This window comes from Duganella sp. AC917 (genome assembly GCF_979258245.1).
This window is the reverse complement of the sequence record NZ_OZ409848.1, coordinates 5,201,304-5,225,701: the sequence shown is the minus strand read 5'-3', so window position 1 is coordinate 5,225,701 and position 24,398 is coordinate 5,201,304. Positions and strand designations below refer to the sequence as shown.

The window sequence follows — 24,398 nt, the reverse complement described above, 5'->3', positions numbered from 1 at the left end:
TTCTTGAAAACCGAGTCCACAAGCAATTCGAGCGACAGGATCCTGGCGGCGGCGACCAGGATCGCGCAGGCGCATGGCTACGGCGGTTTGAACGTGCGCGGCCTGGCCGAGCAGGTCGGCATCAAGGCGGCCAGCCTCTACCATCACTTTCCGAGCAAAGCCGATCTCGCGGCCGCCGTCGCCAAGCGCTATTGGGAGGATTCGGTCGTGACCTTGGAAGCCTTGTCGGCCGAGACGGGGGACCCGCTGGCCTCCTTGCGCCGCTATCCCGAGACCTTCCGCCGCTCGCTGGAAAACGACAACCGCATGTGCCTGGGCAGTTTCATGGCGGCCGAGTATGACGACCTGCCGGCCGTGGTGCAGCAGGAAGTGCAAGCGTTCGCCGACGTCAACGTCGCGTGGCTGGCGAAAACCCTGGTGGCCGCGCAGGTGGTCGGCGCCGACGACGCCACGCGGCGGGCGCAAGCCATTTTCGCGGCGGTCGGCGGCGCCCAGCTCATGGCGCGCGGCCGCGCCGATATCCAGCTGTTCGACGCGCTGATCGAAAGTTATCGGGGCGCCGGACTGTTGCCATCGTAAGCCCCGGCTGTCGGTAAACCATCTCTATGACAACGAAAACGATGCTGATCGAAGGCTGGCGTTCCTTGTGGGAGTTGCGCCCGCAGCATGACGTTTCTATCGTCACGCGCCTGCTGATCGCGTCGCTCATCGCGGTCGCGCTGGCGCTCGCATTGATGACGTTTGTCGCCGTGTTCGGCCATGTCGACCGGCCGGGCTGGTGGTGGGCGTCGATTCTGCCCAACATCGGCATTTGCCTGTGCATTGTGCATACGCTGTTCGGCGTGCTCCGGCTTGCCGAGCGGTATCTGCCGCCGCATCTGGTGGCGCGCCTGTCCGACGTCAGGGATATTCGCGCGGGCATGGCGCTGTCCGCGCTGGCGCTGATCGGCATCATTCTCGGCATGACCATCGGCTTCACGATCGTGCCGATTCTCGTGGGATTCAACGTCTGGGGCATGTTCATCTCGTTGCCGGCCGCGCTGACCAAATTCGCCGTGTTCATCCTGTTCGTTCTTGCAGTCAACTGGGTGTGGTGGCGCTCGCGCCTGCGCCAGCAGCAGCTGCAGAGCGAGGTGACCGAGGCCCGGCTGCGTCTGCTGCAAGGGCAGATCGAGCCGCACCTGCTGTTCAACACGCTGGCGAACATCCAAAGCCTGATGGATTACGACACGCCCCGCGCGAAACGGATGATCGAGACGTTTTCCAGCTACCTGCGCGGCAGTTTGTCGCAGCTGCGCCAGACCGACAGCACCCTCGAGGCCGAACTCGACATGGCGCGCAATTACCTTTCCCTGCTGCAGATACGCATGGACGACCGGCTGCGGTTCCACATCGACGCCAGCGACGAAGCGCGCCTGGCCGTCATGCCGACGCTGATCCTGCAACCGCTGGTGGAGAACGCCATCCATCACGGACTCGCCCCCAAGCTTGAAGGCGGCAGCGTGGTGGTCAGTGCAGTGGTGCGCGCCGGACGTCTCGAGGTACGCGTGGTCGATGACGGCATGGGGCTCAATGCGCCGGGCAAGCAGCTGCGTCCCGGCGCCGGGATGGCGCTTGCCAACCTGCGCTCGCGTTTGCAAACCCAGTTCGGCGCCGATGCCAGTTTGATACTGCAAGCGCGCGACAACGGCGCCGAGGTGGTGCTGGATATACCTTATCGCAGCCGCGCCGCCGCATCGCCGCCGCCGCCGGAGTTGGCGGCATGACGCGCGTGCTGATCGCGGACGACGAGCCGCACCTGGCGCAGTACCTGGGCGACCAGTTGCTGGCCCTGTGGCCGGAATTGCAGATCGTCCACGTCGCCCGCAATGGCGTCGACGCCGCCGCCCGTATCGCCGAGCTCGAACCGGACATCGCGTTTCTCGACATCCAGATGCCGGGGCTGTCCGGCCTGGAGGTGGCGCAGGGAATCGAAGGCCATACGCGGGTGGTGTTCGTCACCGCCTTCGACGAGTTCGCGCTTCAGGCGTTCGAGCATGCCGCGCTCGATTACGTGCTCAAGCCGGTCAGCACGGAAAGGCTGAGCCGCACCGTGGCACGGCTGCGCGCGACGCCCGCCATGGCGCCGTCCGGCCCGGCGATGGCGCAGGCGCTGCACCAACTGACGGCGGCCCCGCCGCGTCCCCGGCTGCGTTACATTCTCGCGTCCCAGGGCGAGCGTGCCCACCATATCGACGTCGCCAACGTGCGCTTTTTCCAGGCGGATGACAAATACACGGTGGTTGCCAGCATCGACGGCGAATTTCTGATCCGCACCACGATCACCGACCTTGCCGCCCAACTCGATCCGGAGCAGTTCTGGCAGGTGCACCGGTCGACACTGATCAACCTGGCCTGGCTCGAGGGCACGCGCCGGGACGAGGCCAGCCGTTTGTTCCTGCGCGTGCGGGGACATGCCGGCGAACTGCCCGTGAGCCGCGCTTTCGTGCATTTGTTCAAGGCGATGTAGCCGGCGCTTGCCGTTCGTCGCGTCGGCTGTCGATTCGTCGCACAGCCGATGCGCAGGCGGGCGCCATCGGCGATGCTGGTGTTTTCTGCCAGGGAAACGCCAATGTTCAAGATCGTATCGGTCCTTCTTTTCTGCGCCGTCACCGTCGCGCCAACCTTTGCCGCGCCGGCCGCGCCAGTGGTCGACACTGTCGACGGCCGCCGGGTCGAGTCCCTGACGCTGCGTCATCCCACGTCGGAGGACGTGGTGGTGTTCGAAAGCGGGTCGCGCAGCACGATCGACAAATGGGGTACGGTGCCCGAGCAGCTCGCCCAGGAGGCATCCGTGTTCGTCTACAACCGGCCGGGCTATGGCAACAGCGAGGTGGCCGCCACGCCGCGCGATGGCGGCACGGTCGTGGAAGAGCTGCGCGGCATCTTGCGCCACAAGGGACTGAAGCCGCCTTACGTGCTGGTCGGCCATTCGCTTGGCGGCCTGTACATGCAGCTGTTCGCCAGGCGGTATCCGGACGAGGTGAAGGCGCTGGTACTGGTGGACTCTCTGTATCCGCGCATGGTCAAGAAGGCACAAGATTTTCCGCTGATGACGCGCATCGCCGGTCAGTTGGCCTTTTCCCGGTCGGTCTGGCGCGAAATTGAGAAAATCGACGAGACGGGCGACATGATCCTGGCGCTGCCGGGCATCGACGACAAGCCCATCGTGCGGCTGGTGAACCAGCCGACCTCCAGCACGGCAATCGCGGTCGACTTCGGCGCATTCCGGATGGATGACGCCACCCGGGACGCGGTGCGCGCGCTCTATCCTAAGGCGAAGACGGTCGTGGCCGACTCGAGCCACCAGATGGCGCTGACGTCGCCGGAAGTCGTCACGGCCGCGATACGGCAGGTGCTTCCTCCGGCGCGCGATAAAAAATTTGTCGGGCAATAAAGGCGAGAGGCGAAGTCAGCCGATGATTACCGTCACACGCGGCCAGCGCAACGCATAGCTTTTCTGCGCGACACGGGCACGGTAAGTCTCCATGCTCACCCGCGTCGGGTTGCGGCGTACCACGCAATCGAAAAGATCGTGCAAACCATGCGGCGCGATGACTTCCATGGAGCCATCCGGGTTCAGGCCGATGCCGACGCAGGTGGCGTATTCCGGCCAGGTTGCGATGCCTTCCCGAAGCGACGCCAGCGGCGCGACCGCATGTCCGAAATGCGCTTCGAACCACAGGTGCACCGCCGCCTGGTTGGTGACTTCCCAGGGCACGCCCGGCATCGCTGCATGCAGGCGACGCTGCAGGCCCGCTTCCGTTTCCGGCGCCAGGTCGGATGCGTCGAAGTAAGCAACGTCCACGTCCGGCAGTTGCGACGGCGTCGAATAGCCGTGCAACGCGTCCCACACCAGATTGCGCACCGCGCCCGCGCCGATGCACCACGACGCTAACCGCAGGTCGCGCACGGCTGCCAACGCCGCCATGAACCACGCGGAAGATCGCGCGATACCACGCAGGCGTTCCGCCAACTCGTCTTCGCGCACCATGTCGACGTCTGTTTTCAGTTCAACGCTCTTTCCTCGGGACGCAAGGTCAGCACCCGCACGCCGTTGCGCGTCACCGCCACCGTGTGCTCGAACTGTGCGGACAGCTTGCCGTCGGTCGTCACAACGGTCCAACCGTCGTCCTCGGTGTGCACCGTGCGACGGCCCTGGTTAAGCATCGGCTCGATGGTGAAGACCATGCCTTCCTGTAGCATCAGGCCCGTCTGCGGCTTGCCCCAATGCAGCACCTGCGGCGCTTCGTGCATCTCGCGACCGATGCCGTGCCCGCAATATTCCCGTACGACGGAGTAACCATTGCGCCGCGCGTGGCGCTCGATGGCGTGACCCACGTCGCCCAGCCTGGCGCCCGGACGCACGGCCTTGATGCCCTTCCACATCGCCTCGTAGGTCACTTCCACCAGCCGCTTGGCCAGCGGCGACACTTCGCCAACGAGGTAGGTTTTGCTCGAATCGGCGATGAAGCCGTTCTTTTCCAAGGTGATATCGAAGTTGACGATATCGCCGTCCCGGAGGATGTCGGTGGTGGACGGCACGCCGTGGCACACCACGTTGTTGCGCGAGGCGTTGAGCGAGTAGGCGAAGCCGTACTGGCCCTTGCTGGCTGGCCGCGCGCTGAGTTCATTGACGATGAAGCTGTCGACCATGTCGTTGACCTGCATGGTCGACATGCCGATCAGCTTGAATCGATCCAGATGGCCGAACACGCTCGCCAGCAGCTTGCCCGATTCCGCCATCAGCGCGATTTCCTCCGGTCGCTTGGTCATCCGAGCGCGCTCCGGAACTGGGTGTCCACATCGACCCCGACCCCCGCCGCCCGCAGCTCGCCGGCGACGATCTCGTTGAAACTGAGCGTAGGATTCATTTCGCACAACATGCCGATCTTGATCCAGAACGCCGCCTGCGCGTTGATCGACCGGCAGCCGACGCCGCTGGCCTTGCGGATCTGATCGTGCAGATTGTCGTCGATGTTTACGATGCCCATGAAGTAGTCCTATATACGAAGTGTATATGGATTGTATATTCATCATACGGTGCAGCGCAAGCGCGTTTTTGGCCCGTGCTCAGCTCTTTTCGTCTTCGGGGATCGGCCGCACCACCAAAAAGTGGTAAGACATGGCGCCGACGAAGGCGATGCCGGCCCCGGTCAGCAGCGCCGGCACGAACGACCAGGTCTGCGCGATGTAGCCGGTCAACACCGGCGCCAGCGCGCCGCCCAGAAAGCCGCCGAAGTTCTGCAGCGCGCCGAGCGAGGCGATACGGCTGGGCGGCGCCGCCACGGTGGCCAGCGACCACGCGCACGCCGACGAGGCGTTGGCGAGGAAGATCACCATTGAGATGCAGGCGACCGCCAGCACGTTGCTGTCGACCAGCGCGGCCGGCACCGTGAACACCACCATGCCCAGCGTGGCGACCACCACCGCGTTGCGGCGGCCGGACATCTGCGACTTGGCCCTGCTGGCGACGCGGTCGGAGGCCCATCCGGCGATCAGCGCGCCGGCGAAACCGCAAATGAATGGAATCGACGACGCCAGCCCTGCGTACGCCAGGTCCATATGCCGCTCGGTGCGCAGGTAGCCCGGCAGCCAGGTCAGGTACACCCAGTTGAGATACACCGAGCCGAAGAAGCCGAGCATCATGCCCCAGGTGGTGCGGTGGCGGAACAGCGCGCGCCAAGCGGCAAAGCTGGTCCTGGACGCGGCGGCGCCCGCCGTCCCCATCTCCAGATAAGCGCGTTCTTCGGCGCTCAGCTGCGCCGGCGCCGGATCACGGTACAGCGCTACCCAGACCACCGCCGCCACCAGGCCCATCGCACCGGTGACGAAAAACGCCCAGTGCCAGCTGGTGGCGGCGATCAGCGGCGCCAGGCACAATGGCGCGAGCGCGACGCCCAGCGGCGAGGCCGAATTGTAGACGCCGGTCGGCGTGCCGCGCGAGCGCGGCGGGAACCAGTTGCTGACCACCAGCGCCGCCGCCGGAAACTGCGGCGCCTCGCCGATGCCCAGCGCAATGCGGGCGATCACGAACCAGCCGAAGGTCACTGCCAGCCCGCCGGCGGCCTGCGCCAGCGACCACACCACCAGGCCGATGCCCAGCAGCCAGCGCGGCCCGATCTTGTCGACCAGCGCGCCGACCGGCAACTGGCACAGCGCGTAGCTCCACGAGAAGGCCGAGAGGAGCAGGCCCATCTGGCCCAGCGACAGCCCGAGGTCGGCGCGGATGTATTCGTTGGCCACTGCCAGGGTGGCGCGGTCGAGGTAGTTGATGACGCCGCACACCACCAGCAGCACCAGCGCCAGGGTTTGTCGGCGGCGGATGCGGGGCGGGGTGTCGTTACCGGAGATATTGATCATTGCGGAAGGGGCTGGGCGGTTAGTGCGAACGGTCGCGGCGGGAGCGTTGGCCCCCGTGGGACCACGAGTATAGTCCAGCACGCCCCGGCCAAGGCGACCGGCGGGCGGTCGGGCCCGCCAAAAAAATTCACTTTAGGCAATGTACGGTAGCGTACGGAGTTCCACTAGGAAATAATTGACACTGCGCAAGGGGTCAGCTTTTCCCCCTGCCGAGCAAGTCTTCGGTGCCAAAGGCGAGATACCGGAGATTGCGATGATTTTAGTGGTGGAAGACGACATGGATTTGGCGGACGCCTGCCTGATGGTGCTGGAGAGTTCCGGCTACGAGGTGCAGGTGGCGCACGACGCCGAGGAGGCGCTGATGAAAATCACGCGCCACAAACCGGATCTGTTGATCTCGGACTGCATCATGCCGGGTCGCACCGGCCTGGAGCTCAGCGAGCAACTGCGCAAGCGTTACACACGCGACGTGCTGCCGATCCTGCTCATGAGCGGCTCGCTGCGCAACCAGGTCGCCCACGGGGACAGCTATGACGGTTTCCTTTGCAAACCCTTCCTGGCCGAGTCGCTGCTGTCGGAAGTCAAGAAGCTGCTGCAGGGCGAAGCATGCCCGCAGTTGGTCCCGGGCTGATGATGAGATTAGCTACATTTATCCTGGCCAATCTTGAACCCATATTAAAAGAGTGGGAAGAGTTCGCCGCCTCGCTGGCCCCGCTCGAGGACGCCACCAGGGTGGAACTGCGCGACCATGCGGCGGACGTGTTGCGCGTCATCGCGGCCGATCTGGAGACGCCGCAGGCCGAGCACGAGAGCATCGCCAAGTCCAAGGGGCTGGCGCTTGCGGCCAGCGCCAACACCGCCGCCGAACGGCATGCCGAGGAGCGCGTCGCTGCCGGGTTCTCCGGCGAGCAGGTGATGGCCGAGTACCGGGCGCTACGCTCCAGTGTGCTGCGGCTGTGGGCGCGGGATGCGCGGCACACGACCCCGGAAAGCCTGGGGGACGTGATCCGGTTCAACGAGGCGATCGACCAGGCCCAGACCGAGTCGATGGCGCGGTATTCGCGCATGCTGCGCGAAGCCCAAAACCTGTTCCTGGCCATACTCGGGCACGACGTCCGCACGCCGCTGGGCGCGGTCAGCATGGGCGCGCAGGTGCTGCTGATGGATCAGACCTTGCCGTCCAAGGCGCTCAAGGTGGGACTGCGTATCCTGAATAGTTCCAAGCGCATGGACGCCATCGTGCGCGACCTGCTCGACTTTTCCACCACCCACCTGGGTGACGGCATCCCGATCGATCCGCGCACGGTCGACCTGATGGAGATCTGCGTGCACACGATGGACGAGGCCAGGATCTTCCATCCCGACCGCCAGTTCGACTTCAAGGCGGAGGGCGACATGCTTGGCGCGTGGGACGGCCAGCGCATGGGGCAGGCGTTTTCAAACCTGCTGTCGAATGCGATCCAGCACAGCACGCCGAACAGCGTGATCCGCGTCACGCTGACCGGTTTTGCCGACGAGGTGGTGTACGAGGTGCGCAACGAGGCCGATGTGCTGTCGCCGGCCAAGCTGCGCACGCTGTTCGACCCGATCAAACGGTTCGCGATCCGTCCCGCCAGCGAACGGGTAGGCGCGCGCATGCAGAACCTGGGCCTGGGCCTGTATGTTGTCAAAGAGATCGTCAGCGCGCACAACGGCAGGATCGCGGTGGCCTCCAATCCCGACGACGGCGTCACGTTCACCATCCGCTTGCCACGGCAGACGCCGGCGCGGCGCAGCGGCGATGAGCTTCAGCCGCAGTTGGTGTCGAGCGAGTAGTTGAGCCGGTAGTTAAAACGAGTAGTTCGGATTTTTCACCATTCCCGCGACCCGGCCGAGCCGGCTGACCGCGACCAGGAGATGCAATGCAAAAGCTCATCACGCGCGTGCGCATTTCGGTGTCGCTGTCGGCCCTGATCACACTATTTGTCGGCCTGGCGCTGACCGCCGTGCTGTTCGTCAGCGTCCGGCGGGTCGAGACGTCCCGGCAGACCGTGCAATTCCAGCAAGACGCCAAGCTGCGCATCAACGCCGTGGTCGGCGGCGTGCGCGACGCGGCCGAACAGGTCGACGTGCTGCAGCGCGTGTTCGCCACCTTCGGCCTGATCAGCCGCGAGCAATTCCATCGGCTGAGCGGGCCGCTGCTGAAGCAATCGCCGCAAATCCAGGCGCTCGGCTTCCAGCGCCTGATCCAGCACGGCGATCGTGCCGCTTACGAGGCGGCGATGCGCCGCCGTGTGCCCGGTTTCACGCTGACCGAACTGGTCGACGGGCGCGTGCGCGGCGCCGCCGTGCGCGACAGCTACCTCGCGGTCGATTACCTGGAGCCGTCGTTCGGCAACGAAGCCCACCTGGGACTGGACACGGCGCCGCTGGCCGAGCTGGCCGAGGCCCGCCGCGCGTCGCGCGAGCGTGGCGGCAGCGCCGGCACCAGCGTGTTGCCGCTGCTGTTTGCCGCCACCCGGCACCAGGGGTTCCGCGTGGTGGCGCCGGTGTTCTGGCAGGGCGCGCCGCTCGACAACGCCGCCGCCCGCCAGCGCGCCGTCATCGGCGAGCTCGTCGCCGAACTGCGCGTCGACCGCCTGTTCGATCCGGTGCTCGCGGCGCGCGGTTTCCCGGCGCAACAAGACGTCGGCATGCGCTTGTTTGCCGCCGCCCCCGGCGAAGCGCCCCGCCTGATCGCCAGCCACGGCGATGCCGCCGCCGCCTTCGCCACCGCCGCCCACGCTTCCTCCTTGCGCTGGCTGCCCGCCTGGCTGTTCTACGACCGCCCGGCGCCGGTGATCTCGTCGTTCGCACTGGCCGAGCAAACGCTGCGCCTGGAGGTGGCCCAAACCGAAACCTTCTTCGCGGACGGCCACAACGGTTCGCAATACGCGCTGCTGGGCGGCTTGCTGTCGACGCTGCTGGCGACCGCCTATATCTACACGCTGGTGTCGCGCCAGGGTGTGATCGAACGGACCACGCGCGCCCGTACCGCCACGCTGGAATTCGCCAACCTGCGGCTGGCCGAGGACCTGGCCCGGCGCGCCCAGACCGAGCAGGGGCTGCGGCTGCGCGAACGGGTGATCGAGGTGTCGGCCAACGCCATCATCCTGTGCAGCGCCCGGGGGCCGGAGCACGCGATCGAGTACGTCAATCCGGCGTTCGAGCGCATCACCGGCTTCAGCGCCGACGAGGTGATGGGACGCGGACTCGATTTCCTGCATGGCAGCAGCCAGTACCAGGGCAACATCGAACAGATCCACACCGCGCTGCGCGACCACAGCGAAGGCCACGCACTGGTGCGTAACCACCGCAAGGACGGCAGCGGCTACTGGAGCGACCTGTTCGTCGCGCCGGTGCGCGATCAGCATGACGAGGTCAGCCACTTTGTCGTCGCCCAATACGACATCTCGGCGGCAATGGGTTACGAGGCCGAGATCGAATACCAGGCCACGCACGACAGCCTGACCGGGCTGGCCAACCGCAATTTGCTGCGCGAGCACCTGAACGACGCCATCGCCGGCGGACGGCGCAAGAACAGCGCGTTCTGGGTCGCCTTCCTCGATCTGGACCGCTTCAAGTTCGTCAACGACACCCTGGGACACGAGGCCGGCGACATGCTGTTGAAAATCGTCGCCGAGCGTCTGCTGGCGTGCGTGCGCGAAACCGACACCGTGGCGCGAGTCGGCGGCGATGAATTCATGCTGGTGCTGCCCGACAATCCCGAGGACGGCACCGGCGTCACCGTGCTGACCCGCATCATGGAGGCGATCGCGCAGCCGATCATGGTGCAGGGACACGAGTTCGTGATCCAGTGCAGCATCGGCGTGGCCACCTACCCGACCGACGGCGAGAGCGCCGAGAGCCTGACCCGTTTCGCCGACATCGCGATGTACCGCGCCAAGGAGCTGGGCCGCAACGCCTTCCAGTTCTACACGGCCGAAATGAACGAACGCACGCTGGACCGGCTCAAGATCGAAACCGACCTGCGCCGCGCGCTCGAGCGCGACGAGTTCGTGCTGCACTACCAGCCGCAGCTCAGTTTAAGCACTGGCAAGATCATCGGCATGGAGGCGCTGGTGCGCTGGAACCATCCGACCGAGGGCATGATCGCGCCGACCCGCTTCATCGGCCTGGCCGAGGAAATGGGATTGATCGTGCCGATCGGCGCCTGGGTGCTGCGCACCGCGTGCCTGCAGACCATGGCATGGCACAAGGCCGGCTTTGGCGCGCTGCGCGTGGCGGTCAACCTCTCGCCGCGCCAGTTCGCCCAGCAATCGCTGGTGCAATCGATCGCCGACGTGCTGCGCGAAACGGGCATGATCCCGTCGCTGCTGGAACTGGAGCTGACCGAGGGCACGGTGATGCACGACGTCGACCATGCCATCGACGTGCTGCGCAACCTGAAGTCGCTTGGCGTGCATATTTCGATCGACGATTTCGGCACCGGCTACTCGAGCCTGTCCTATCTGCGGCGTTTCCCGATCGACGTGCTCAAGATCGACCAGTCCTTCGTGCGCGAACTGAGCATCGACGCCGACGACGCCGCCATCGTGCGCGCCATCATCACCCTGGCGCACAGTTTGCGGCTGGAGGTCATCGCCGAAGGCGTGGAGAACGCGGCGCAACTGGATTTCCTGCGGGCCGAAGGGTGCGACCTGATGCAAGGCTACTTCTATAGCCGGCCGCTGGCCACCGAGGCGTTCGGGCAGTTGCTGCGGGACGACAGGCGGCTGCCGGGCAGCGCCGTCCTCCGCTACACGCGCTCGGGCGGGCGGCCGATCGTCGATACGGGCCAGCAGATCGGCGCGCTGCTGGCCGATGTGAAAGCCGGCCGCGCCCATCGTCATGCCAGCCGCGCCCAGTGCGAGACCAGCTAGCTGCAAGCCCGACTCGATCGCTTCGGACACCACTTCAGTGGCGCCTGTAATTCAGGCCGCCCGGCTCTTTGGCGACGGATCGACCATGACGCGGTCGCGGCCGGCGTGTTTGGCCGCGTACAGGGCTTCGTCGGCGCGCGTGATGGCGTCGCCGATGTCGTCGTTCGGTGTCAGCTCGGCCACGCCGAACGAGGCCGTGATGCCCGACTCGATCGGCCAGCTCGCGTTTTTGAGCCCGGTGCGCAGTTTTTCCGCCAGCACACGCGCCTGCTCGGCGCTGGTGCCCGCGCAGATGATCAGGAACTCTTCGCCGCCCCAGCGCACCAGCTTGTCGTTCGAACGGATGCCGGCCGTGATCTCGGCGGCGAATTGCCGCAGCACGGCGTCGCCCGTGTCATGGCCGTGCTGGTCGTTGATGCGCTTGAAATGGTCGATGTCGGTGAACACCACCGACATCGGCGCGTTCAGCATCGCCGGCGTGCCCATCAGCGCGGCGCGCAGTCCCTGGCGGTTCAGTGCGCCGGTCAGCGGGTCGGTGTTGACCTGCTCGGCAAGCTCGCGTGCCTCCAGTTGCAACGCCCGGTTGACCTCGCTCAGCAGATTCAGACGCTTGCTGCTGTGGCGCAGCTGGCGCCGCAGTTGCAACCATGCCATCAGCGGCCAGCTGACCGCGCATAGTATCCACGCACCCATCAGCAGCAGATACAGGCGGTCCTGGCTGATCCATTTGCCATGGAAGCGGATCGCGCGCAAATCGATGACGTGCTCGCCGACTTCGTTGAGGGCGCCGGTCATCAGCTCGATGCGCGTGACGTTGTCGAGACGCACGCCCGAATCTTCCAGCGGCACGTGCTTGTAGTCGATCCACCAGCCCGCCGTGCGGAACACATTGAGCGGGATGCGCACTTCGCCGCGGTCGAGCATCTTGAGCTCGACTTCGTTGACTTTTTGCGACATCCAGTCGCCCTGGGTCGACACCCCCGGCTCGAAGTTGCCCAGCATCAGGCGCATCGCGTGCGGACCCGGGCCGGCATAGCGGACGTCGAGGCTGACCGATTCAAACGCCGACAGATCGAGTCCGCTAGAGGTGTGCGTGGTCAGGAACAGGAATTTGCAGTTGGGCCAATCGATCTTGCGCGTCAGGTGGCAGCGCATGCGCAACAGGCCGTCCTTGCGTTCCAGCGTGGCCACGCTGCTGCCGCCGATGATGGCGTCGCCCAGCGCTTCCACCGGCCGCTTGCTGGCGTCGGAGAACTCGATCACCCGCTCCATGCCGTAATGATGCCAGGCGATCAGGCCGACGGTGAGCGCCATCAGCACCGCCGTGGCGTAACGCATCACCACGGGCGCGCGCGGGGTGCCAGAGGGCGGCGGAGTTTCACGGGAAAGCGGATTTGGCATCACGGAACAATCGGGCGCTGCTCGATCTTTCGATAGAGCAATTTATTAATCCCGCGAATATACACTGATCCGGCCGCCCTGTCCGCGTCAGGCCGGCGGACCGGTCAGGCGGGCGATTTCGACCCATCCGTGTTCGTCGAAAATAGGACAATCCTCGGCGATGCTGACCACCGCGTTGAAGTCGGCCGCCGTCACCACCGAATAGCCCGACAGCGTACTGCCGGACAGCTTGGGACCGAGCAGCCGGGTCGAGATTTCGACGCTGTTGTGGGTCAGGCTGCCACGGTCGATCAGCGCCGAGCCCAGCGCGGTGAACCATCTCGACCAGTTGGCCGGATCATGTTCCGACGCTTCCGACGTGCCGCCGGGAGCGCCGCGATAAACAATGAGAAACTTTTCCATGCAACCTCCTCCGCACTGGATGGGATAAGCCAAGCGCGCACCCGCGCGTGCCTGGCCTTGATTGAAACCTTAGCAGAAGCATGCGGGCGGCGACGCACCGCTGGCCGTCGCCGCCTGTTTTTTCACAGGTCGATTTTCAGCCGCGTGACGATGCTGCGCTCGGCGCCGGGGATGACATACAGGTTGCCCCACGAGGCCGTATAGTAGTTGCGGTCGAACAGGTTGTGCACGTCCAGCGACAGCCGCACTTTCTTGCTGATCTGCCAGTAGCTCACCAGCTTGGCCGTGGTGTAGGCCGGCAGCGTGTACGTGTCGGCGGTGTTGCCGGAGCGGTCGCCGACGTAGTTGACGCCGCCGCCGATGCCGTAGCGGCCACCGTTGTCCAGCACGGCTTCGCGGATGGCCAGCAGGCCGGCGCTTACTTTCGGCACGTTCGTCAGGCGCGTGCCCCGCGCCAGTGTTTTGTCCTGTTCCACGCGGGCGTCGTCCCACGAAAGATTGCCGCTGACGCGCCAGTTGGCGTCGAGCTGGCCGTAGACGTCGGCCTCGGCGCCGCTACTCTTGACCTTGCCGGCCGCGACCGAGTAGCCGGGCACGTCGCTGGCGGTCAGCACGTTGGTTTTGGTGATGTCGTAGACGGCGAAGTTGGCGCCCAGGCGCTGGTCCAGCGTCTGCAGTTTCCAGCCGGCCTCGTACGAGGTCGAGCGTTGCGGGTCGAACGGGCTGCCGTTGATGTCGGTGCCGCTGTTGCCGCGGAACGATTTGCCGGCCGAGACGTAGAGCGAGCTCCATTCGTTGGGCAGGAAGGTCAGCCCGGCGCGTGGCGACACAGCGCTTTGCTGCTTGGTCGTCACCGTTCTGGCAACGCGGTTGTCGATGTCCTGGTTGTACTCGTCCCAGCGCAGGCCGCCGAGCAGTTTCCACTGCGGCGACAGGCTGAGCTGGTCTTGCGCGAACACCGCCTTGACGCGCTGGCGCTCGTCCGAGCTGGAGGTGCGGTTGGTCAGCGCCGACGCCGGGGCGCCGTACACCGGATTGTAAATGTCGATCGGCGTGTTGGCCGAGCGCAGGATTTCGGTGTTCATCCACAGGCGCGACGCTTCGGCGCCCACCAGCACGGTGTGGCCGATGCCGGCGGTGTCGAACTTGCCTTCGACCTCGGCCTGCACCGAAACGTCGCGCGACGGCAGCTGGCGCCACGTGGCCTGGCGGTTGAGCGTGCGGTTGTCGGCCGCCAGCGCGGTGGCCTCGGTGTAGTTGCCGTCGAACGTGCTTTCCTTGTAGCTGGCGCCCAGGCGCGTGCGCCAGTGGTCCGACAATGCGCGGTCCAGGGTCAGCTGGTGGGTGTCGCTGCCCAGGGCCATGTTGCCGTCGGATGGTTCATTCAGGATGCGATCGCGCGGCAGCGTGAACAGCGCGCCGCGCACGTTGATGGTGCCACGGTCGAGCGGGGTGTCGGCGCGCAGGAATTCCGCTTCATAGTTCAGCATGGTTTGCGGATCGATGACCCAGGTCAGCGCCGGCGCCACCAGGGTGCGCTTGTTGTGGAGCAAGGTGGAGCGGCTGTCGCCCTCCTCCGTCATCAGGTTGATGCGGTAGGCCACGCTGGCGCTCAGCGCGCCGGTGCTGTCGACGGTGGCGCGGCGCAAGCCCCGGCTGCCCAGGCTGACCTCGGCGACGTGGCGCGGGGTGAACTTCGGCTTCTTGGTGACGATGTTGATCGTCCCGCCCGGCTCGCTGCTGCCGTAAAGCGCCGACGCCGGTCCCTTGAGGAATTCGAAGCGCTCGACGGTGGCGGTGTCGCGCGGCGGGTTGTAGCCGCGCGAGCCGGGAAAGCCGTTGACCAGGAAACCCATGTCGGTGCTGCTGAAACCGCGAATGGCGTAGTTGTCCCAGGTGCCGCCGAAATCGTTGAGGCGTGAAATGCCGCTGACGAAGTCGACGGTGTCGGCCAGGCGCAGCGCGCCCAGATCCTCGATCTGCTGCTGGCTCATCACCCGGACCGATTGCGGCACTTCGCGCAGCGGCGTGTCGGTGCGCGTGGCGCCGCTGCTGTGCTGCGGGTTGTACTGGCCGGCGGCGCGGTCGGCGACGACGGTTACCTGCGGCAAGGCGGTATCGGTGGTGGCGGTGGCGGCGGCCTCATCGCTGGAGGCGTGGGCATGGACGAGGGGGGCGAACAGCAAGCTCAAGGTGGCAAGACGCGCGGTGGGACGAAAAGACATGGAGATCCATTGGCAATGAAAGAGGTTTCATATTATAAATGATAATCATTCTCATTTGCATTGGTGCTTCAGCTTTGCGCGCCGAAATCAGGGGGAGGTGGACCCGTATTCGGGATTTCTGCTATTTTGTGGGACGCATATTCGAAAGGCACGTCATGACCGATTTCACCCATTTCCCGATCACGCAAAAATGGCCGGCCCAGCACGCCGACCGCATCCAGCTGTACTCGCTGCCCACGCCCAACGGCGTCAAGGTCTCGATCATGCTGGAGGAAACCGGCCTGCCGTACGAACCGCATCTGGTGAACTTCGAGACCAACGACCAGACCTCGCCGGAATTCCTGTCGCTCAATCCGAACAACAAAATTCCGGCCATCGTGGATCCCAATGGTCCGGACGGCAAGCCGCTGGCGCTGTTCGAATCCGGTGCGATCCTGATTTACCTGGCGGAAAAGAGCGGGCAGTTCCTGCCGGCCGACGCCGCCGGGCGCTACGAAACCATCCAGTGGCTGATGTTCCAGATGGGCGGCGTCGGACCGATGTTCGGCCAGCTGGGCTTTTTCCACAAGTTCGCCGGCAAGGATTACGAGGACAAGCGCCCGCGCGACCGCTTCGTGGCCGAGTCCAAGCGTTTGCTGGGGGTGCTGAACGGGCGTCTGGCGACGCGCGAATGGCTGGTTGGCGACCAGTACACGATCGCCGACATCGCCACCTTCCCGTGGGTGCGCAACCTGATCGGTTTCTATCAGGCGGGCGACCTGGTGGGCATCGCCGACTTCCCGCATGTGACGCGGGCACTGGCGGCGTTCGTTGCGCGTCCGGCGGTGGCGAAGGGCTTGGAGATACCCAAGCGCGGCTAACCGGACCACACATACATGTCGGGCGGATGCGGCGTAACCGTCATCCGCCCGGGGTGGTCACCTCAATACTTGACGAATTTCGACTCGTCCGGTCCGACGCCGGCCATCTCGACCTGGCGCACCGGCGCTGGCTTGACGCCGCCGCGCGGTTGCAGGCGCGGCACGCCGCTCCTGGCGTTGCCGCCGGCGCCGTGACCTATCCGGAAGAAACTCATCGCCTGCTGCAGCTCCTCGGCCTGGCTGCTCATTTGCTCGGCGGTCGACGCCAGTTGCTCCGAGCCGGCGGCGTTCTGCTGCGTGGTCTGGCTCAACTGTGCGATGGCGCTGTTGATCTGTGCCAGGCCCGACGACTGCTCTTCCGACGCGGCTGTGATCTCCTGCACCAGCTCGGACGTCTTTTTGATGTTCGGCACCATCGCGCCCAGCATCTGGCCGGCCTGCTCGGCCAGGCTGACGCTGCTAGTGGCGACCTCGCCGATTTCCTGCGCGGCGATCTGGCTGCGCTCGGCCAGCTTGCGCACCTCGGCCGCGACCACGGCGAAGCCCTTGCCGTGCTCGCCGGCACGGGCCGCCTCGATGGCCGCGTTCAACGCCAGCAGATTGGTCTGGTAGGCGATATCGTCGATGATCAGCACCTTGGCGGCGATCTGCTTCATTGCCGACACCGTCGAGCGCACCGCTTCGCCGCCTTCGGTGGCTTCGGACGCCGCGCGGCTGGCCATGGCGTCGGTCACCTTGGCGTTGTCGGTGTTCTGCGCCACCGACGCCGTCATCTGTTCCACCGACGCCGAGGTTTCCTCGACACCGGCGGCCTGTTCGCTGGCCGCCTGCGCCAGCGAATTGGCCGTCGCGCTGACCTCCTCGGAGGCGGCCGCCAGGCCTTCGGCGTTGGCGTTCACTTCCGACACCACCTGCGCCAACTTGGCGACGGTGTTGTTGGCGTATTTCTTCAGCTCGCCATATGCGCCCTCGTACGGCTTGTCGATGGTTTGCGTCAGGTCGCCCTCCGACATCGCGCCCATCACCCGCACCACATCGTCGATGCTGCTGCCGGTGGTCGTGGCAAGCTGGTTCAGGCTCTCGCCCATGTCGCGCTGGAAACCCTGCAGGCCGTTGAGGTCGATGCGCGCGCCGAAGTTGCCGCGGTTGGCCGCCTCCACCACCACGCGCTGGCCGTCGATCACCTGCGTCAGTTTCGCCACCATCTGCTTGATGGTCAGCAGCAGGCTGCCGCGGTCGCCGGGCTTGACCCGCACCTCGCCGCTGAGGTCGCCTTCGGAAATGCGGCGCATCACATCGGCTGCATAGCTCGGCTCGCCGCCGAGGCTCTTTACCAGGCTGGCCGTGATCAGCCACGCCAGCACGATCGCGATCAGCACCGCCGCCGCCGACAAGGTGAAGATCACCGTGCGCGTGGTTTCGTAGTTAGCGTTGGCGGCGATGCGCTCCTTGTCCATCAGCTCGTTCTGGAATTTGACCAGATTCTCGAGCGCGCCCAGATAGGCGCTGTTGATCACGACGAAATCCTCCTTCAGATAAGCGAGCGCTTTTTTGGGGTCGTTCTTGATCAGGTTATACAGTTCGTTGTAGGCCGGGTTCAGCACCGCGTTTCTGTCGGTGATCTCCTTGAACAGCTGGCGGCCCCTCTCGCTGTCGATTAGCTTGTCGAGCTTGCTTAACGCGTCGGCCACCTTCGCCCGGTTGACCTCGGCCGTCGCCTTGTATTTGTTGCGTTCTTCCTCATCGGTGGTGAGCAGCATGCTGCGTACCTGACGGGCGTTGTCGAGCGTGCGCATGGCCGCCTCGTTGGCCAGGATCACCTTGGGATAACGGTCCTCCATGATGAGATCGGTGTCCTTGTCCATCGCCGCCATGCGCGTGATGCTGACCGTCGATAGCACCAACAACAACAGCACCACCGCGCCGAAGCCCAGCGCCAGCCGGGTGGCGACCTTCATGTTTGAAAACATAGTTTCTCCTAAAGCGGATGCATCGCCGATGTGCGCGACGCACAGGCGATGGTTCGTGGAAAAGCAAAAACGGATGCCGGACAAGCGGCGCGGAGGCTAGCGATATACAAGCGGCGTTTCGGGTCGTGGTGCGGTGAGGCTATGCAAGCTGCTACGTGCCGTGCCCATTGCGGGCATGAGGAGAAATCCACCACCATCGCGACCACATTCCCTTTCGAAATGCGCAACCATCAGACAAATTCTGATCTTGATCATGTCACGTTAGCGTTACGTGTGGCAAGTATTTTCAGGCAGGAATAGTCGGAGCGTTGCTTTCAGTCGCCAGCCAGGCGTGTTCGCATACGCCCTTGTGGCATCAGGGCGTATGCGTCGGGAAGCGGCGCGGTGGGTGGCTTGCGGTTTGTAAGCGGCGGGCCGTTTAAGCTGTCCTGGACATCGGGCCGATGCGCGTGGTCTTGAAAGCGCCCGCGCGCCAGCCCAGCAGCGCCAGGCCCAGCATCAGCAACATCCAGCTGCCCGGCTCCGGCACCGGCGCCAGCGCTCCGCCCTGGCCGACCAGATAGCTGAAGCCGTAGATGCCGCTCTCCAGCGTGAAGGTCAGCAGCAGGTCGAGGCCGTTGGTGCCGACCACGCCCAGGTCCATCACATGGCCATTGAACACGGCGTTGGCCTGGGCCAGCGTGGTGAAGCTGGCCGAGTACAACGACACGCCGCCGTTGATGACAGAGAAGCTGAAGCTACTGTCGTAGCCGGGCGAGAAAAACGGCCTCACCAGTGCCAGCAGCAAATGGTTGCCCGCTTCGAATGGCAGGCTGAACTCGGCGGTGGCGGTCATCGGCGTGAACATCGCGGCCATCGTGCCGGCCGCCAGCGTGGTGGCGTCGTTGAAGGCCATTGCCACCTCGGCCGACGAGCCGATCAGCGGCGCCACCGATGCGGCGGTGGGCAGCGCGCTGGCGTAGGAGACCACCGCCACGCCGCCGTTTTCCCCCGGCGTCCATGGTCCGTACGCGGCACCGCCGACATTGGCAGTGGTAAACGCCTCCGGCGTGTACAGCATGACCGGCTCCCCGCTGACGGCCCGGGTGGTGACGGCGGCGCCGAGGCGGTAGTCGGTGTAGGTGCTTTGCGCCTCGACCACGCCGCCCCGGTTGAGGAACAGGGCATGGGCGCGCGCCTCGAATGGCTGCGTTGGCGACAGTGGCGGCTGGGCTTCGAACAGGCGGGTGACCGTCGCCCGCGCCGACGCCGAGCCCCCCTCCGTCCATCCCAGGCGTCCGGTGCCCGGATTCGCCATCGCCTCCGCGTTGGCAAAGTAGCCTGCGGTGGCGTTGGCGGTGGCGTAGGCGCCCGCGCCGGGGTTGAAGAAGGCGCCGCCGCCGTACGCGTTAGCGCGGGCGATGGCGATGTAGTTCGAGTCGGCGCTGGCCCGTGCATTGGCGACGCCGCCGGCGCCCCCGCCAAATTGCCCGGTGGCGTTGGCCACGCTGGTCGCCCGGCCGTTGCCGGACACGCTCGACACGGCGTCGGCGCCGGCCCCATAATCGCTGAGCGGCGAATTGTCGCCCGGCCGGCCCCCGATGGCCGTGCTGGTGCCCGTGATCTGGGCGTCCCAGCTTAGCGTCGACGAGTCCAGCCACAGTTGGCTGCTGGCCGCGCCCCCGGCGCCCGGCCCGCCCCACTCGGTGCTGCCGCCTAAAGGGTTGCCCACGCCGGCGCCGCCATCGCCGCCGATGGCGATGCCGCTGACGTTGACCAACGAGGCGCCGCCAGACGATAGCGACAGCGTCGACGTGGCGCTGCCCCCACGGCCGGCCTGGCCGTAGATGGTGTTGCCGCCGGCGCCGCCGGTTGCGGCCTGCGTCAGGTTGAGCGTGTTGTTGGCGTAGGCGGCGGTGTTGCTGGCCATTGCCGAGCCGCCCATGCCGCCACTGGCGTGCGACGCCGTCGCGAAGTCCAGGTTTCCGTCGCCGCCGCGGCCGCCAGTGGCGCTGGTGAACATGGTGAGGTCGGGCACGCTGCCTTCTTGCAGGCTCAGCCCGTTGGTGGCGGTGGCCCAGCCGCCGGCGCCGCCCCCACTGTATTCATTGGTGGCCGCGCCGCCGGCGCCGCCGGTGGCGGTGGACGACAGGTACAACGGCCCGGTGCCGAACCCGAAACCGCGCGCGTCGCTGGTGGCGTCGCCGCCCCTGCCGCTGTCGTAGCCGGCGCTGCCCAGACCGCCCTGACCGCCGAGGGCCGTGGCCGCGACATGTCCCGGCTGGCCGGCCGAGGTGATCAGCGCCGCCCTGGCAGTGCCCTCGCCGCCATTGCCGCCGAGGGCGCCCTGGCCGCGCGCCGGTCCCGCGCCGGCCGCGCCAGGCTGGCCGGCGTTGCCGCCCAGGCCGCCGGTGCCAAGCACGATCACCGAGGCCGGGCCCGTCGCCAGCGCGCTCGTCAGATAGGCATAGGTGGCGGCGCCGTCGCCGGCCTTGCCGGCGTTGCCGCCGCCGATCGTGGCCGCGCCGGCCGCACCATCGCCGCCATCGCCGCCCCGACCGCCGGTGACGATCATCGTACTGGCCAACTCCTGAGCGAGCTCGGCCTGGAACACCGCCGGCGCCGTCGTACCGTTGCCGCCTGCCGCGCCCGGCGTGACGCCGTTCTGACCGTTGTTGCCCGGCGGACCCTGGTAGATCACGTCGATGGCGGCCGCGTTGCCGGCCCACGCCGCGCACAGCAGCGGTATCAGGCGCAGCCCGGTACGCAGGCGGCTCGAGCGGGAAGGGGATTGTGGGCGGGAACCGTGTACGCTGACCATGAAGTCCTCCATGAGTGAACGGAAGGCCCGTTGCAGCGCGGTCGCGCTAGTCCAGCCACCCGTGAGATGGCAGTTTAATCAGCATGCTCAAAAATGCTAGACTTTTTTATATTCTTTTTGGCGAACTGTTGCGAACTTGCGAAACTGTAGCCACCGGGCATCAGCAGGGTGTTACACCTCGCTCCATTGGCGCAAAAGATTGTGGTAATGCCCGGTCAGGCCGACCAGTTCGGGGCAGTCGCCCAGACGCGCGCGCAGGCTCTGGATGTTCTGGTCCAGCTCGAGCAACATGCCGCGCCGCATGTCGTCGCGCACCATGCTTTGGGTCCAGAAAAACGCGCACACGCGGGCGCCGCGCGTGACCGGTTCGACCCGGTGGATGCTGGTCGACGGATACAGGATCAGGTCGCCGGCCGGCAGCTTGACCTCATGCTCGCCATAGGCGTCGGTGACGATCAGCTCGCCGCCGTCGTAGTCGTCCGGATCGCTCAGGAACAAGGTCGACGAGACGTCGGTGCGCACCCAGTCGCTGCCGCCCGGGATGCCGTTCGGCATGCGGCGCATCGAGCCGTCCACGTGCGCGCCGTAGTGCTCGCCGCCCGCATAGCTGTTGAACAGCGGCGGAATGGTGCGCAGCGGCAGCGCGGCCGAGAAAAACAGCGGGTTGTCGGCCAGCGCCGCCAGCACGATGCGGCCCAGCTCGAGCGCCAGCGGCGAGTTTTCCGGCAGTTGCCGGTTCTGCTTGACCTGGGCGCCCTGGGCGCCGACGGTGGCGCGGCCGTCGATCCAGTCCGAGCCGTCCAGGCGCGCGCGCATCGCCGTCACCTGTTCGCGGCTCAATACGCCCGGGATGTGCAGCATCATGATGAAACTCCTTAAAACAGTTGGTCCGGAAAAACAAAAGCCCCGCCGGCGAGGGCGGGGCGAGCAACACGGCTGAAGGGCCCTTTTGCTGAAGCTTACCTTAGAACTTGATGTTGGCCGTCAGGCTGGCCGAACGCGGCGTGCCCGGGGTGTAACGGTAGCCCGACTTGTTGATCGCCGCAGCGTACTCCTTGTCGGTCAGGTTGTACACGTTCAGGCGCACATCGATGTTCTTGTTGATCGGATACGACGCCATGGCGTCGGCCACCCAGTACGAATCGATGTAGGCCGGAGTGCCGACCGCGCCGTCGGTGCCGCGCAGCAGCTTGTCGGAGAAGCGCACGCCGCCGCCGATTTGCAGGCCCATCGGCAGGGTGTACGAGGTCCACGACGTGAACGCTTGCTTGGGCGTGTAGGCCAGTTGCTCTTCGCCGTTGGCCAGCACCGAGCGGCCCTTCTCGACCTTGGTCGACATGCGGGTGTAGCCGGCGCTGACGATCCAGCCACGGGTGATCTCGCCGGTCACGCCCAGCTCGATGCCCTGCACGCGTTTCTTGCCGTTCTGGTAGTAGACCGCCGGGTTGGTCGGATCGACTTCGATCTCGTTCTTGACGTCGGTGCGGTAGGCCGCGGCCGACAGCGACAGCTTCTGCTTGAGCAGATCCCATTTACCGCCCAGCTCGTAGTTGGTGGTTTCCTGCGGATCGTAGTTGACGTTGGCCGAGCTGTTGGCCGCCGTGCTCAGCGAGAAGTTGGTGCCGCCCGGCGGCGATTTCGACGACGCCACCAGACCGTAGACGCTGCTCTCCGGCGTGATCTTGTACAGCGCCGACAGCTTGCCGTTGACCAGGTTGTCGCTCTTCTTGAGCGAGGTCGGGATGCGGGTGCCGACCGGCAGCGGCTGCACCGCCGGTGCCGTTACGGCCGCTTGCAGCGCCACGGCGTTGTAGTCGGTGGTGTAGTGGTCGACGCGCACGCCGCCGTTCAGGATCCACTTGTCGCCGATCTTGATGGTGTCGAACACATACGCGCTCTGGGTATCGGTGCTGCCGACGCTTTGCGCGCCGTTGCGGCCGTAAGTCAGGTTGAACGACGCCGACGGGTTCGGGTAGTAGATGCTGGTGATCGGCAGCCCGGTGCCGTTGGTGGCCGCCCAGGTGTAGCTGGTCTGCTTCTCGGTGGTGATCTCGACGCCGCCGACCAGCGTGTGCTTGAGCGCGCCGGTGGCGAATTCGCCGGTGGCGGTCGTCTGGTTGGTGAAGATCTTGTTGCTCTGGTCCTTGAACGTCAGGTTGGTGCGGCGCATTTGCCAGGTGGCCGGATCGGCGCTTGGCAGCACCACGTTGGCGGCCGTGGCCATGAACGAGGTCAGCAGGTAATCCTGATCGGTCTTGCCGAAGCGGGTGGTGTTTTGCAGTTTGACGCCGTTGGCGAAGTCGTGCTCGAGGCGCACGGTGGCCATGTCGGCGGTGACGTCGTCGTGGTCGTACGAGGAACCGTAGAAGTTGCGCGGATCGACGCGCGGCGCGCTGTTCAATGGCGCCAGGCGGACGCGTTCGGCGGCGATGGCGGCCGGGGTGCCGGTGGTCGGCACCGGCGCGGTGTAGCCCGGCAGGCCGATGGTCAGCACGCCGCCGTCGGGAATGTTGTTCTGTTTGACGTGCAGGTAGTTCAGGTAGACGCGGGTCGGACCGTTCAGGCCGAACGCGACCGACGGCGCCACGGCCCAGCGCTTGTTCTCGACCACGTCGCGCGCGGCGTTGCCGGCGTCCTGGGCCAGCAGGTTGACGCGGAAGGCGGTGCCGCTGTCGGCGTCGAGCACCTGGTTGAGGTCGGCGGTGGCGCGCTTTTGCTTGCCGCTGCCGTAGGTGACGGAGCCGAGGTAGGCGTCTTCCTGCTGCGGCTGCTTGCTGACCAGGTTGATCGAACCGGTCGGCGAGCTACGGCCGTTGTCGGTGCCGGCCGGACCCTTGAGCACGTCGATCTGTTCGATGTTGAAGGTATCGCGCGAGATCGAGCCGACATCGCGCACGCCGTCGACGTAGATGCTGCCGGAGGCGTCGAAGCCGCGCATGAAGATGGCGTCGCCGGTGTTGGTGTTGCCGTTCTCGCCCAGGAAGAAGGCGCCGACGCCCGGGGTGTTGCGCAGCGCTTCGGTCAGCGTGACGGCGCCTTGCTGTTCGATCAGTTCTTTTTTGATGACGGTGATGGTCTGGGCGGTGTCGACCAGCTTCTCGGTGTACTTGACGGACGCGGCCTTATCGGCCTTGATGCCCTCGACGGTGCCCTGCACTTTGACTTCCGGCATGGTTTGTTGCTGGCCTGCGACCACGACAGGTTCGGCGGCGGCGGTATCGGCCGCGTGGGCGGCGACCGGCAGCAGCATCACGGCCAGCGCCGCGCTCATGTGTTGGTTGAAACGCGATTGCGCGTGTTTGCGACTCTTGATCATTGCCATTCTTTCATCCAAATCGAAGGGAGGCCGGCGTGTGTAAGTGTTGCTGACGTGTTGCCAACATGTGCCTAATTGCCGGGGAATCTTTACTAGTTTGTGAGAGTGTAACAATAAAATG

The 24,398-nt window shown here is 65.8% G+C and carries 19 protein-coding genes; 8 read left to right on the top strand and 11 right to left on the bottom strand.

Translation table 11 applies throughout. The features are described from left to right. Positions 1-3: 3 nt before the first annotated feature. From ACZ0BA_RS22790 to ACZ0BA_RS22775, 4 genes are all read left to right on the top strand, one after another. Positions 4-579, top strand: a complete 576-nt coding sequence (locus ACZ0BA_RS22790; RefSeq protein ID WP_463453444.1) for a TetR/AcrR family transcriptional regulator — start codon at positions 4-6, stop codon at positions 577-579. 26 nt (positions 580-605) lie between these two features. Then, the gene (locus tag ACZ0BA_RS22785; RefSeq protein ID WP_463453443.1) at positions 606-1,766 is read left to right on the top strand and encodes a sensor histidine kinase; all 1,161 of its coding nucleotides are present in this window, start codon (positions 606-608) and stop codon (positions 1,764-1,766) included. Then, positions 1,763-2,509, top strand: a complete 747-nt coding sequence (locus ACZ0BA_RS22780; RefSeq protein WP_463453442.1) for a LytR/AlgR family response regulator transcription factor — start codon at positions 1,763-1,765, stop codon at positions 2,507-2,509. Before ACZ0BA_RS22785 ends, ACZ0BA_RS22780 begins: the two co-directional genes overlap by 4 nt. 102 nt (positions 2,510-2,611) lie before the next feature. Next, on the top strand, positions 2,612-3,436 hold the full coding sequence (locus ACZ0BA_RS22775) for an alpha/beta fold hydrolase (RefSeq protein WP_463453441.1): 825 nt from the start codon (positions 2,612-2,614) through the stop codon (positions 3,434-3,436). Between the two features lie 15 nt (positions 3,437-3,451). Here ACZ0BA_RS22775 and ACZ0BA_RS22770 read toward each other — a convergent pair whose 3' ends face one another. The 4 genes from ACZ0BA_RS22770 to ACZ0BA_RS22755 form a co-directional block, all read right to left on the bottom strand. Then, positions 3,452-3,970 carry a nucleotidyltransferase family protein gene (locus ACZ0BA_RS22770; RefSeq protein ID WP_463453440.1) on the bottom strand — a complete coding sequence of 173 codons (519 nt, stop codon included), beginning with the start codon at positions 3,968-3,970 and terminating at the stop codon, positions 3,452-3,454. 77 nt (positions 3,971-4,047) lie between these two features. Continuing rightward, positions 4,048-4,815, bottom strand: coding sequence for a type I methionyl aminopeptidase (map, locus tag ACZ0BA_RS22765; protein ID WP_463453439.1), 768 nt, complete (start codon positions 4,813-4,815; stop codon positions 4,048-4,050). Beyond that, on the bottom strand, positions 4,812-5,033 hold the full coding sequence (locus tag ACZ0BA_RS22760; RefSeq protein ID WP_463453438.1) for a ParD-like family protein: 222 nt from the start codon (positions 5,031-5,033) through the stop codon (positions 4,812-4,814). Before ACZ0BA_RS22760 ends, map begins: the two co-directional genes overlap by 4 nt. A gap of 79 nt (positions 5,034-5,112) precedes the next feature. Continuing rightward, positions 5,113-6,402, bottom strand: coding sequence for an MFS transporter (locus ACZ0BA_RS22755; RefSeq protein ID WP_463453437.1), 1,290 nt, complete (start codon positions 6,400-6,402; stop codon positions 5,113-5,115). Between the two features lie 253 nt (positions 6,403-6,655). Here ACZ0BA_RS22755 and ACZ0BA_RS22750 point away from each other — a divergent pair, with 253 nt between their 5' ends. The 3 genes from ACZ0BA_RS22750 (at position 6,656) to ACZ0BA_RS22740 (ending at position 11,303) form a co-directional block, all read left to right on the top strand. Further along, positions 6,656-7,033 (top strand): response regulator, encoded by a 378-nt coding sequence (locus ACZ0BA_RS22750; protein WP_463453436.1) that lies wholly within the window; start codon positions 6,656-6,658, stop codon positions 7,031-7,033. A 2-nt stretch (positions 7,034-7,035) separates the two neighbouring features. Beyond that, positions 7,036-8,217 carry an ATP-binding protein gene (locus ACZ0BA_RS22745; protein ID WP_463453435.1) on the top strand — a complete coding sequence of 394 codons (1,182 nt, stop codon included), beginning with the start codon at positions 7,036-7,038 and terminating at the stop codon, positions 8,215-8,217. A gap of 86 nt (positions 8,218-8,303) precedes the next feature. Further along, positions 8,304-11,303 (top strand): bifunctional diguanylate cyclase/phosphodiesterase, encoded by a 3,000-nt coding sequence (locus ACZ0BA_RS22740; RefSeq protein WP_463453434.1) that lies wholly within the window; start codon positions 8,304-8,306, stop codon positions 11,301-11,303. Positions 11,304-11,354: 51 nt separating this feature from the next. Here the strand turns inward: ACZ0BA_RS22740 and ACZ0BA_RS22735 are convergent, their stop codons facing one another. The 3 genes from ACZ0BA_RS22735 to ACZ0BA_RS22725 all read right to left on the bottom strand — a co-directional run bounded on the left by ACZ0BA_RS22735 (position 11,355) and on the right by ACZ0BA_RS22725 (position 15,331). Continuing rightward, the gene (locus ACZ0BA_RS22735) at positions 11,355-12,704 is read right to left on the bottom strand and encodes a GGDEF domain-containing protein (RefSeq protein WP_463453433.1); all 1,350 of its coding nucleotides are present in this window, start codon (positions 12,702-12,704) and stop codon (positions 11,355-11,357) included. Between the two features lie 87 nt (positions 12,705-12,791). Continuing rightward, a complete protein-coding gene (locus tag ACZ0BA_RS22730) occupies positions 12,792-13,106 on the bottom strand; it encodes a hypothetical protein (protein WP_463453432.1) in 315 nt (104 codons plus the stop codon). Between the two features lie 122 nt (positions 13,107-13,228). Continuing rightward, positions 13,229-15,331, bottom strand: coding sequence for a TonB-dependent siderophore receptor (locus ACZ0BA_RS22725; protein ID WP_463453431.1), 2,103 nt, complete (start codon positions 15,329-15,331; stop codon positions 13,229-13,231). A 155-nt stretch (positions 15,332-15,486) separates the two neighbouring features. Between ACZ0BA_RS22725 and ACZ0BA_RS22720 the strand changes: the two genes are divergently transcribed. Beyond that, complete coding sequence (locus ACZ0BA_RS22720) at positions 15,487-16,191, top strand: glutathione S-transferase N-terminal domain-containing protein (protein ID WP_463453430.1); 705 nt, start codon at positions 15,487-15,489, stop codon at positions 16,189-16,191. 62 nt (positions 16,192-16,253) lie between these two features. Here ACZ0BA_RS22720 and ACZ0BA_RS22715 read toward each other — a convergent pair whose 3' ends face one another. The 4 genes from ACZ0BA_RS22715 to ACZ0BA_RS22700 all read right to left on the bottom strand — a co-directional run bounded on the left by ACZ0BA_RS22715 (position 16,254) and on the right by ACZ0BA_RS22700 (position 24,283). After that, entirely contained in the window at positions 16,254-18,161 is a 1,908-nt protein-coding gene (locus ACZ0BA_RS22715; protein ID WP_463453429.1) for a HAMP domain-containing methyl-accepting chemotaxis protein, read from the bottom strand. 418 nt (positions 18,162-18,579) lie between these two features. After that, positions 18,580-20,961 carry a PEP-CTERM sorting domain-containing protein gene (locus ACZ0BA_RS22710; RefSeq protein WP_463453428.1) on the bottom strand — a complete coding sequence of 794 codons (2,382 nt, stop codon included), beginning with the start codon at positions 20,959-20,961 and terminating at the stop codon, positions 18,580-18,582. A 171-nt stretch (positions 20,962-21,132) separates the two neighbouring features. Beyond that, a complete protein-coding gene (locus tag ACZ0BA_RS22705) occupies positions 21,133-21,825 on the bottom strand; it encodes a Fe2+-dependent dioxygenase (protein ID WP_463453427.1) in 693 nt (230 codons plus the stop codon). Positions 21,826-21,925: 100 nt separating this feature from the next. Next, entirely contained in the window at positions 21,926-24,283 is a 2,358-nt protein-coding gene (locus tag ACZ0BA_RS22700; protein ID WP_463453426.1) for a catecholate siderophore receptor Fiu, read from the bottom strand. Between the last annotated feature and the right edge of the window lie 115 nt (positions 24,284-24,398).

What these genes read in the sequence shown, in the direction of transcription:
- ACZ0BA_RS22785 (WP_463453443.1), top strand. Translation starts at nt 606, where the DNA reads ATGACAACGAAAACGATGCTGATCGAAGGCTGGCGTTCCTTGTGGGAG.
- ACZ0BA_RS22780 (WP_463453442.1), top strand. Translation starts at nt 1,763, where the DNA reads ATGACGCGCGTGCTGATCGCGGACGACGAGCCGCACCTGGCGCAGTAC.
- ACZ0BA_RS22775 (WP_463453441.1), top strand. Translation starts at nt 2,612, where the DNA reads ATGTTCAAGATCGTATCGGTCCTTCTTTTCTGCGCCGTCACCGTCGCG.
- ACZ0BA_RS22770 (WP_463453440.1), bottom strand. Translation starts at nt 3,970, where the DNA reads ATGGCGGCGTTGGCAGCCGTGCGCGACCTGCGGTTAGCGTCGTGGTGC.
- map (WP_463453439.1), bottom strand. Translation starts at nt 4,815, where the DNA reads ATGACCAAGCGACCGGAGGAAATCGCGCTGATGGCGGAATCGGGCAAG.
- ACZ0BA_RS22760 (WP_463453438.1), bottom strand. Translation starts at nt 5,033, where the DNA reads ATGGGCATCGTAAACATCGACGACAATCTGCACGATCAGATCCGCAAG.
- ACZ0BA_RS22755 (WP_463453437.1), bottom strand. Translation starts at nt 6,402, where the DNA reads ATGATCAATATCTCCGGTAACGACACCCCGCCCCGCATCCGCCGCCGA.
- ACZ0BA_RS22750 (WP_463453436.1), top strand. Translation starts at nt 6,656, where the DNA reads ATGATTTTAGTGGTGGAAGACGACATGGATTTGGCGGACGCCTGCCTG.
- ACZ0BA_RS22745 (WP_463453435.1), top strand. Translation starts at nt 7,036, where the DNA reads ATGAGATTAGCTACATTTATCCTGGCCAATCTTGAACCCATATTAAAA.
- ACZ0BA_RS22740 (WP_463453434.1), top strand. Translation starts at nt 8,304, where the DNA reads ATGCAAAAGCTCATCACGCGCGTGCGCATTTCGGTGTCGCTGTCGGCC.
- ACZ0BA_RS22735 (WP_463453433.1), bottom strand. Translation starts at nt 12,704, where the DNA reads ATGCCAAATCCGCTTTCCCGTGAAACTCCGCCGCCCTCTGGCACCCCG.
- ACZ0BA_RS22730 (WP_463453432.1), bottom strand. Translation starts at nt 13,106, where the DNA reads ATGGAAAAGTTTCTCATTGTTTATCGCGGCGCTCCCGGCGGCACGTCG.
- ACZ0BA_RS22725 (WP_463453431.1), bottom strand. Translation starts at nt 15,331, where the DNA reads ATGTCTTTTCGTCCCACCGCGCGTCTTGCCACCTTGAGCTTGCTGTTC.
- ACZ0BA_RS22720 (WP_463453430.1), top strand. Translation starts at nt 15,487, where the DNA reads ATGACCGATTTCACCCATTTCCCGATCACGCAAAAATGGCCGGCCCAG.
- ACZ0BA_RS22715 (WP_463453429.1), bottom strand. Translation starts at nt 18,161, where the DNA reads ATGTTTTCAAACATGAAGGTCGCCACCCGGCTGGCGCTGGGCTTCGGC.
- ACZ0BA_RS22710 (WP_463453428.1), bottom strand. Translation starts at nt 20,961, where the DNA reads ATGGTCAGCGTACACGGTTCCCGCCCACAATCCCCTTCCCGCTCGAGC.
- ACZ0BA_RS22705 (WP_463453427.1), bottom strand. Translation starts at nt 21,825, where the DNA reads ATGATGCTGCACATCCCGGGCGTATTGAGCCGCGAACAGGTGACGGCG.
- ACZ0BA_RS22700 (WP_463453426.1), bottom strand. Translation starts at nt 24,283, where the DNA reads ATGGCAATGATCAAGAGTCGCAAACACGCGCAATCGCGTTTCAACCAA.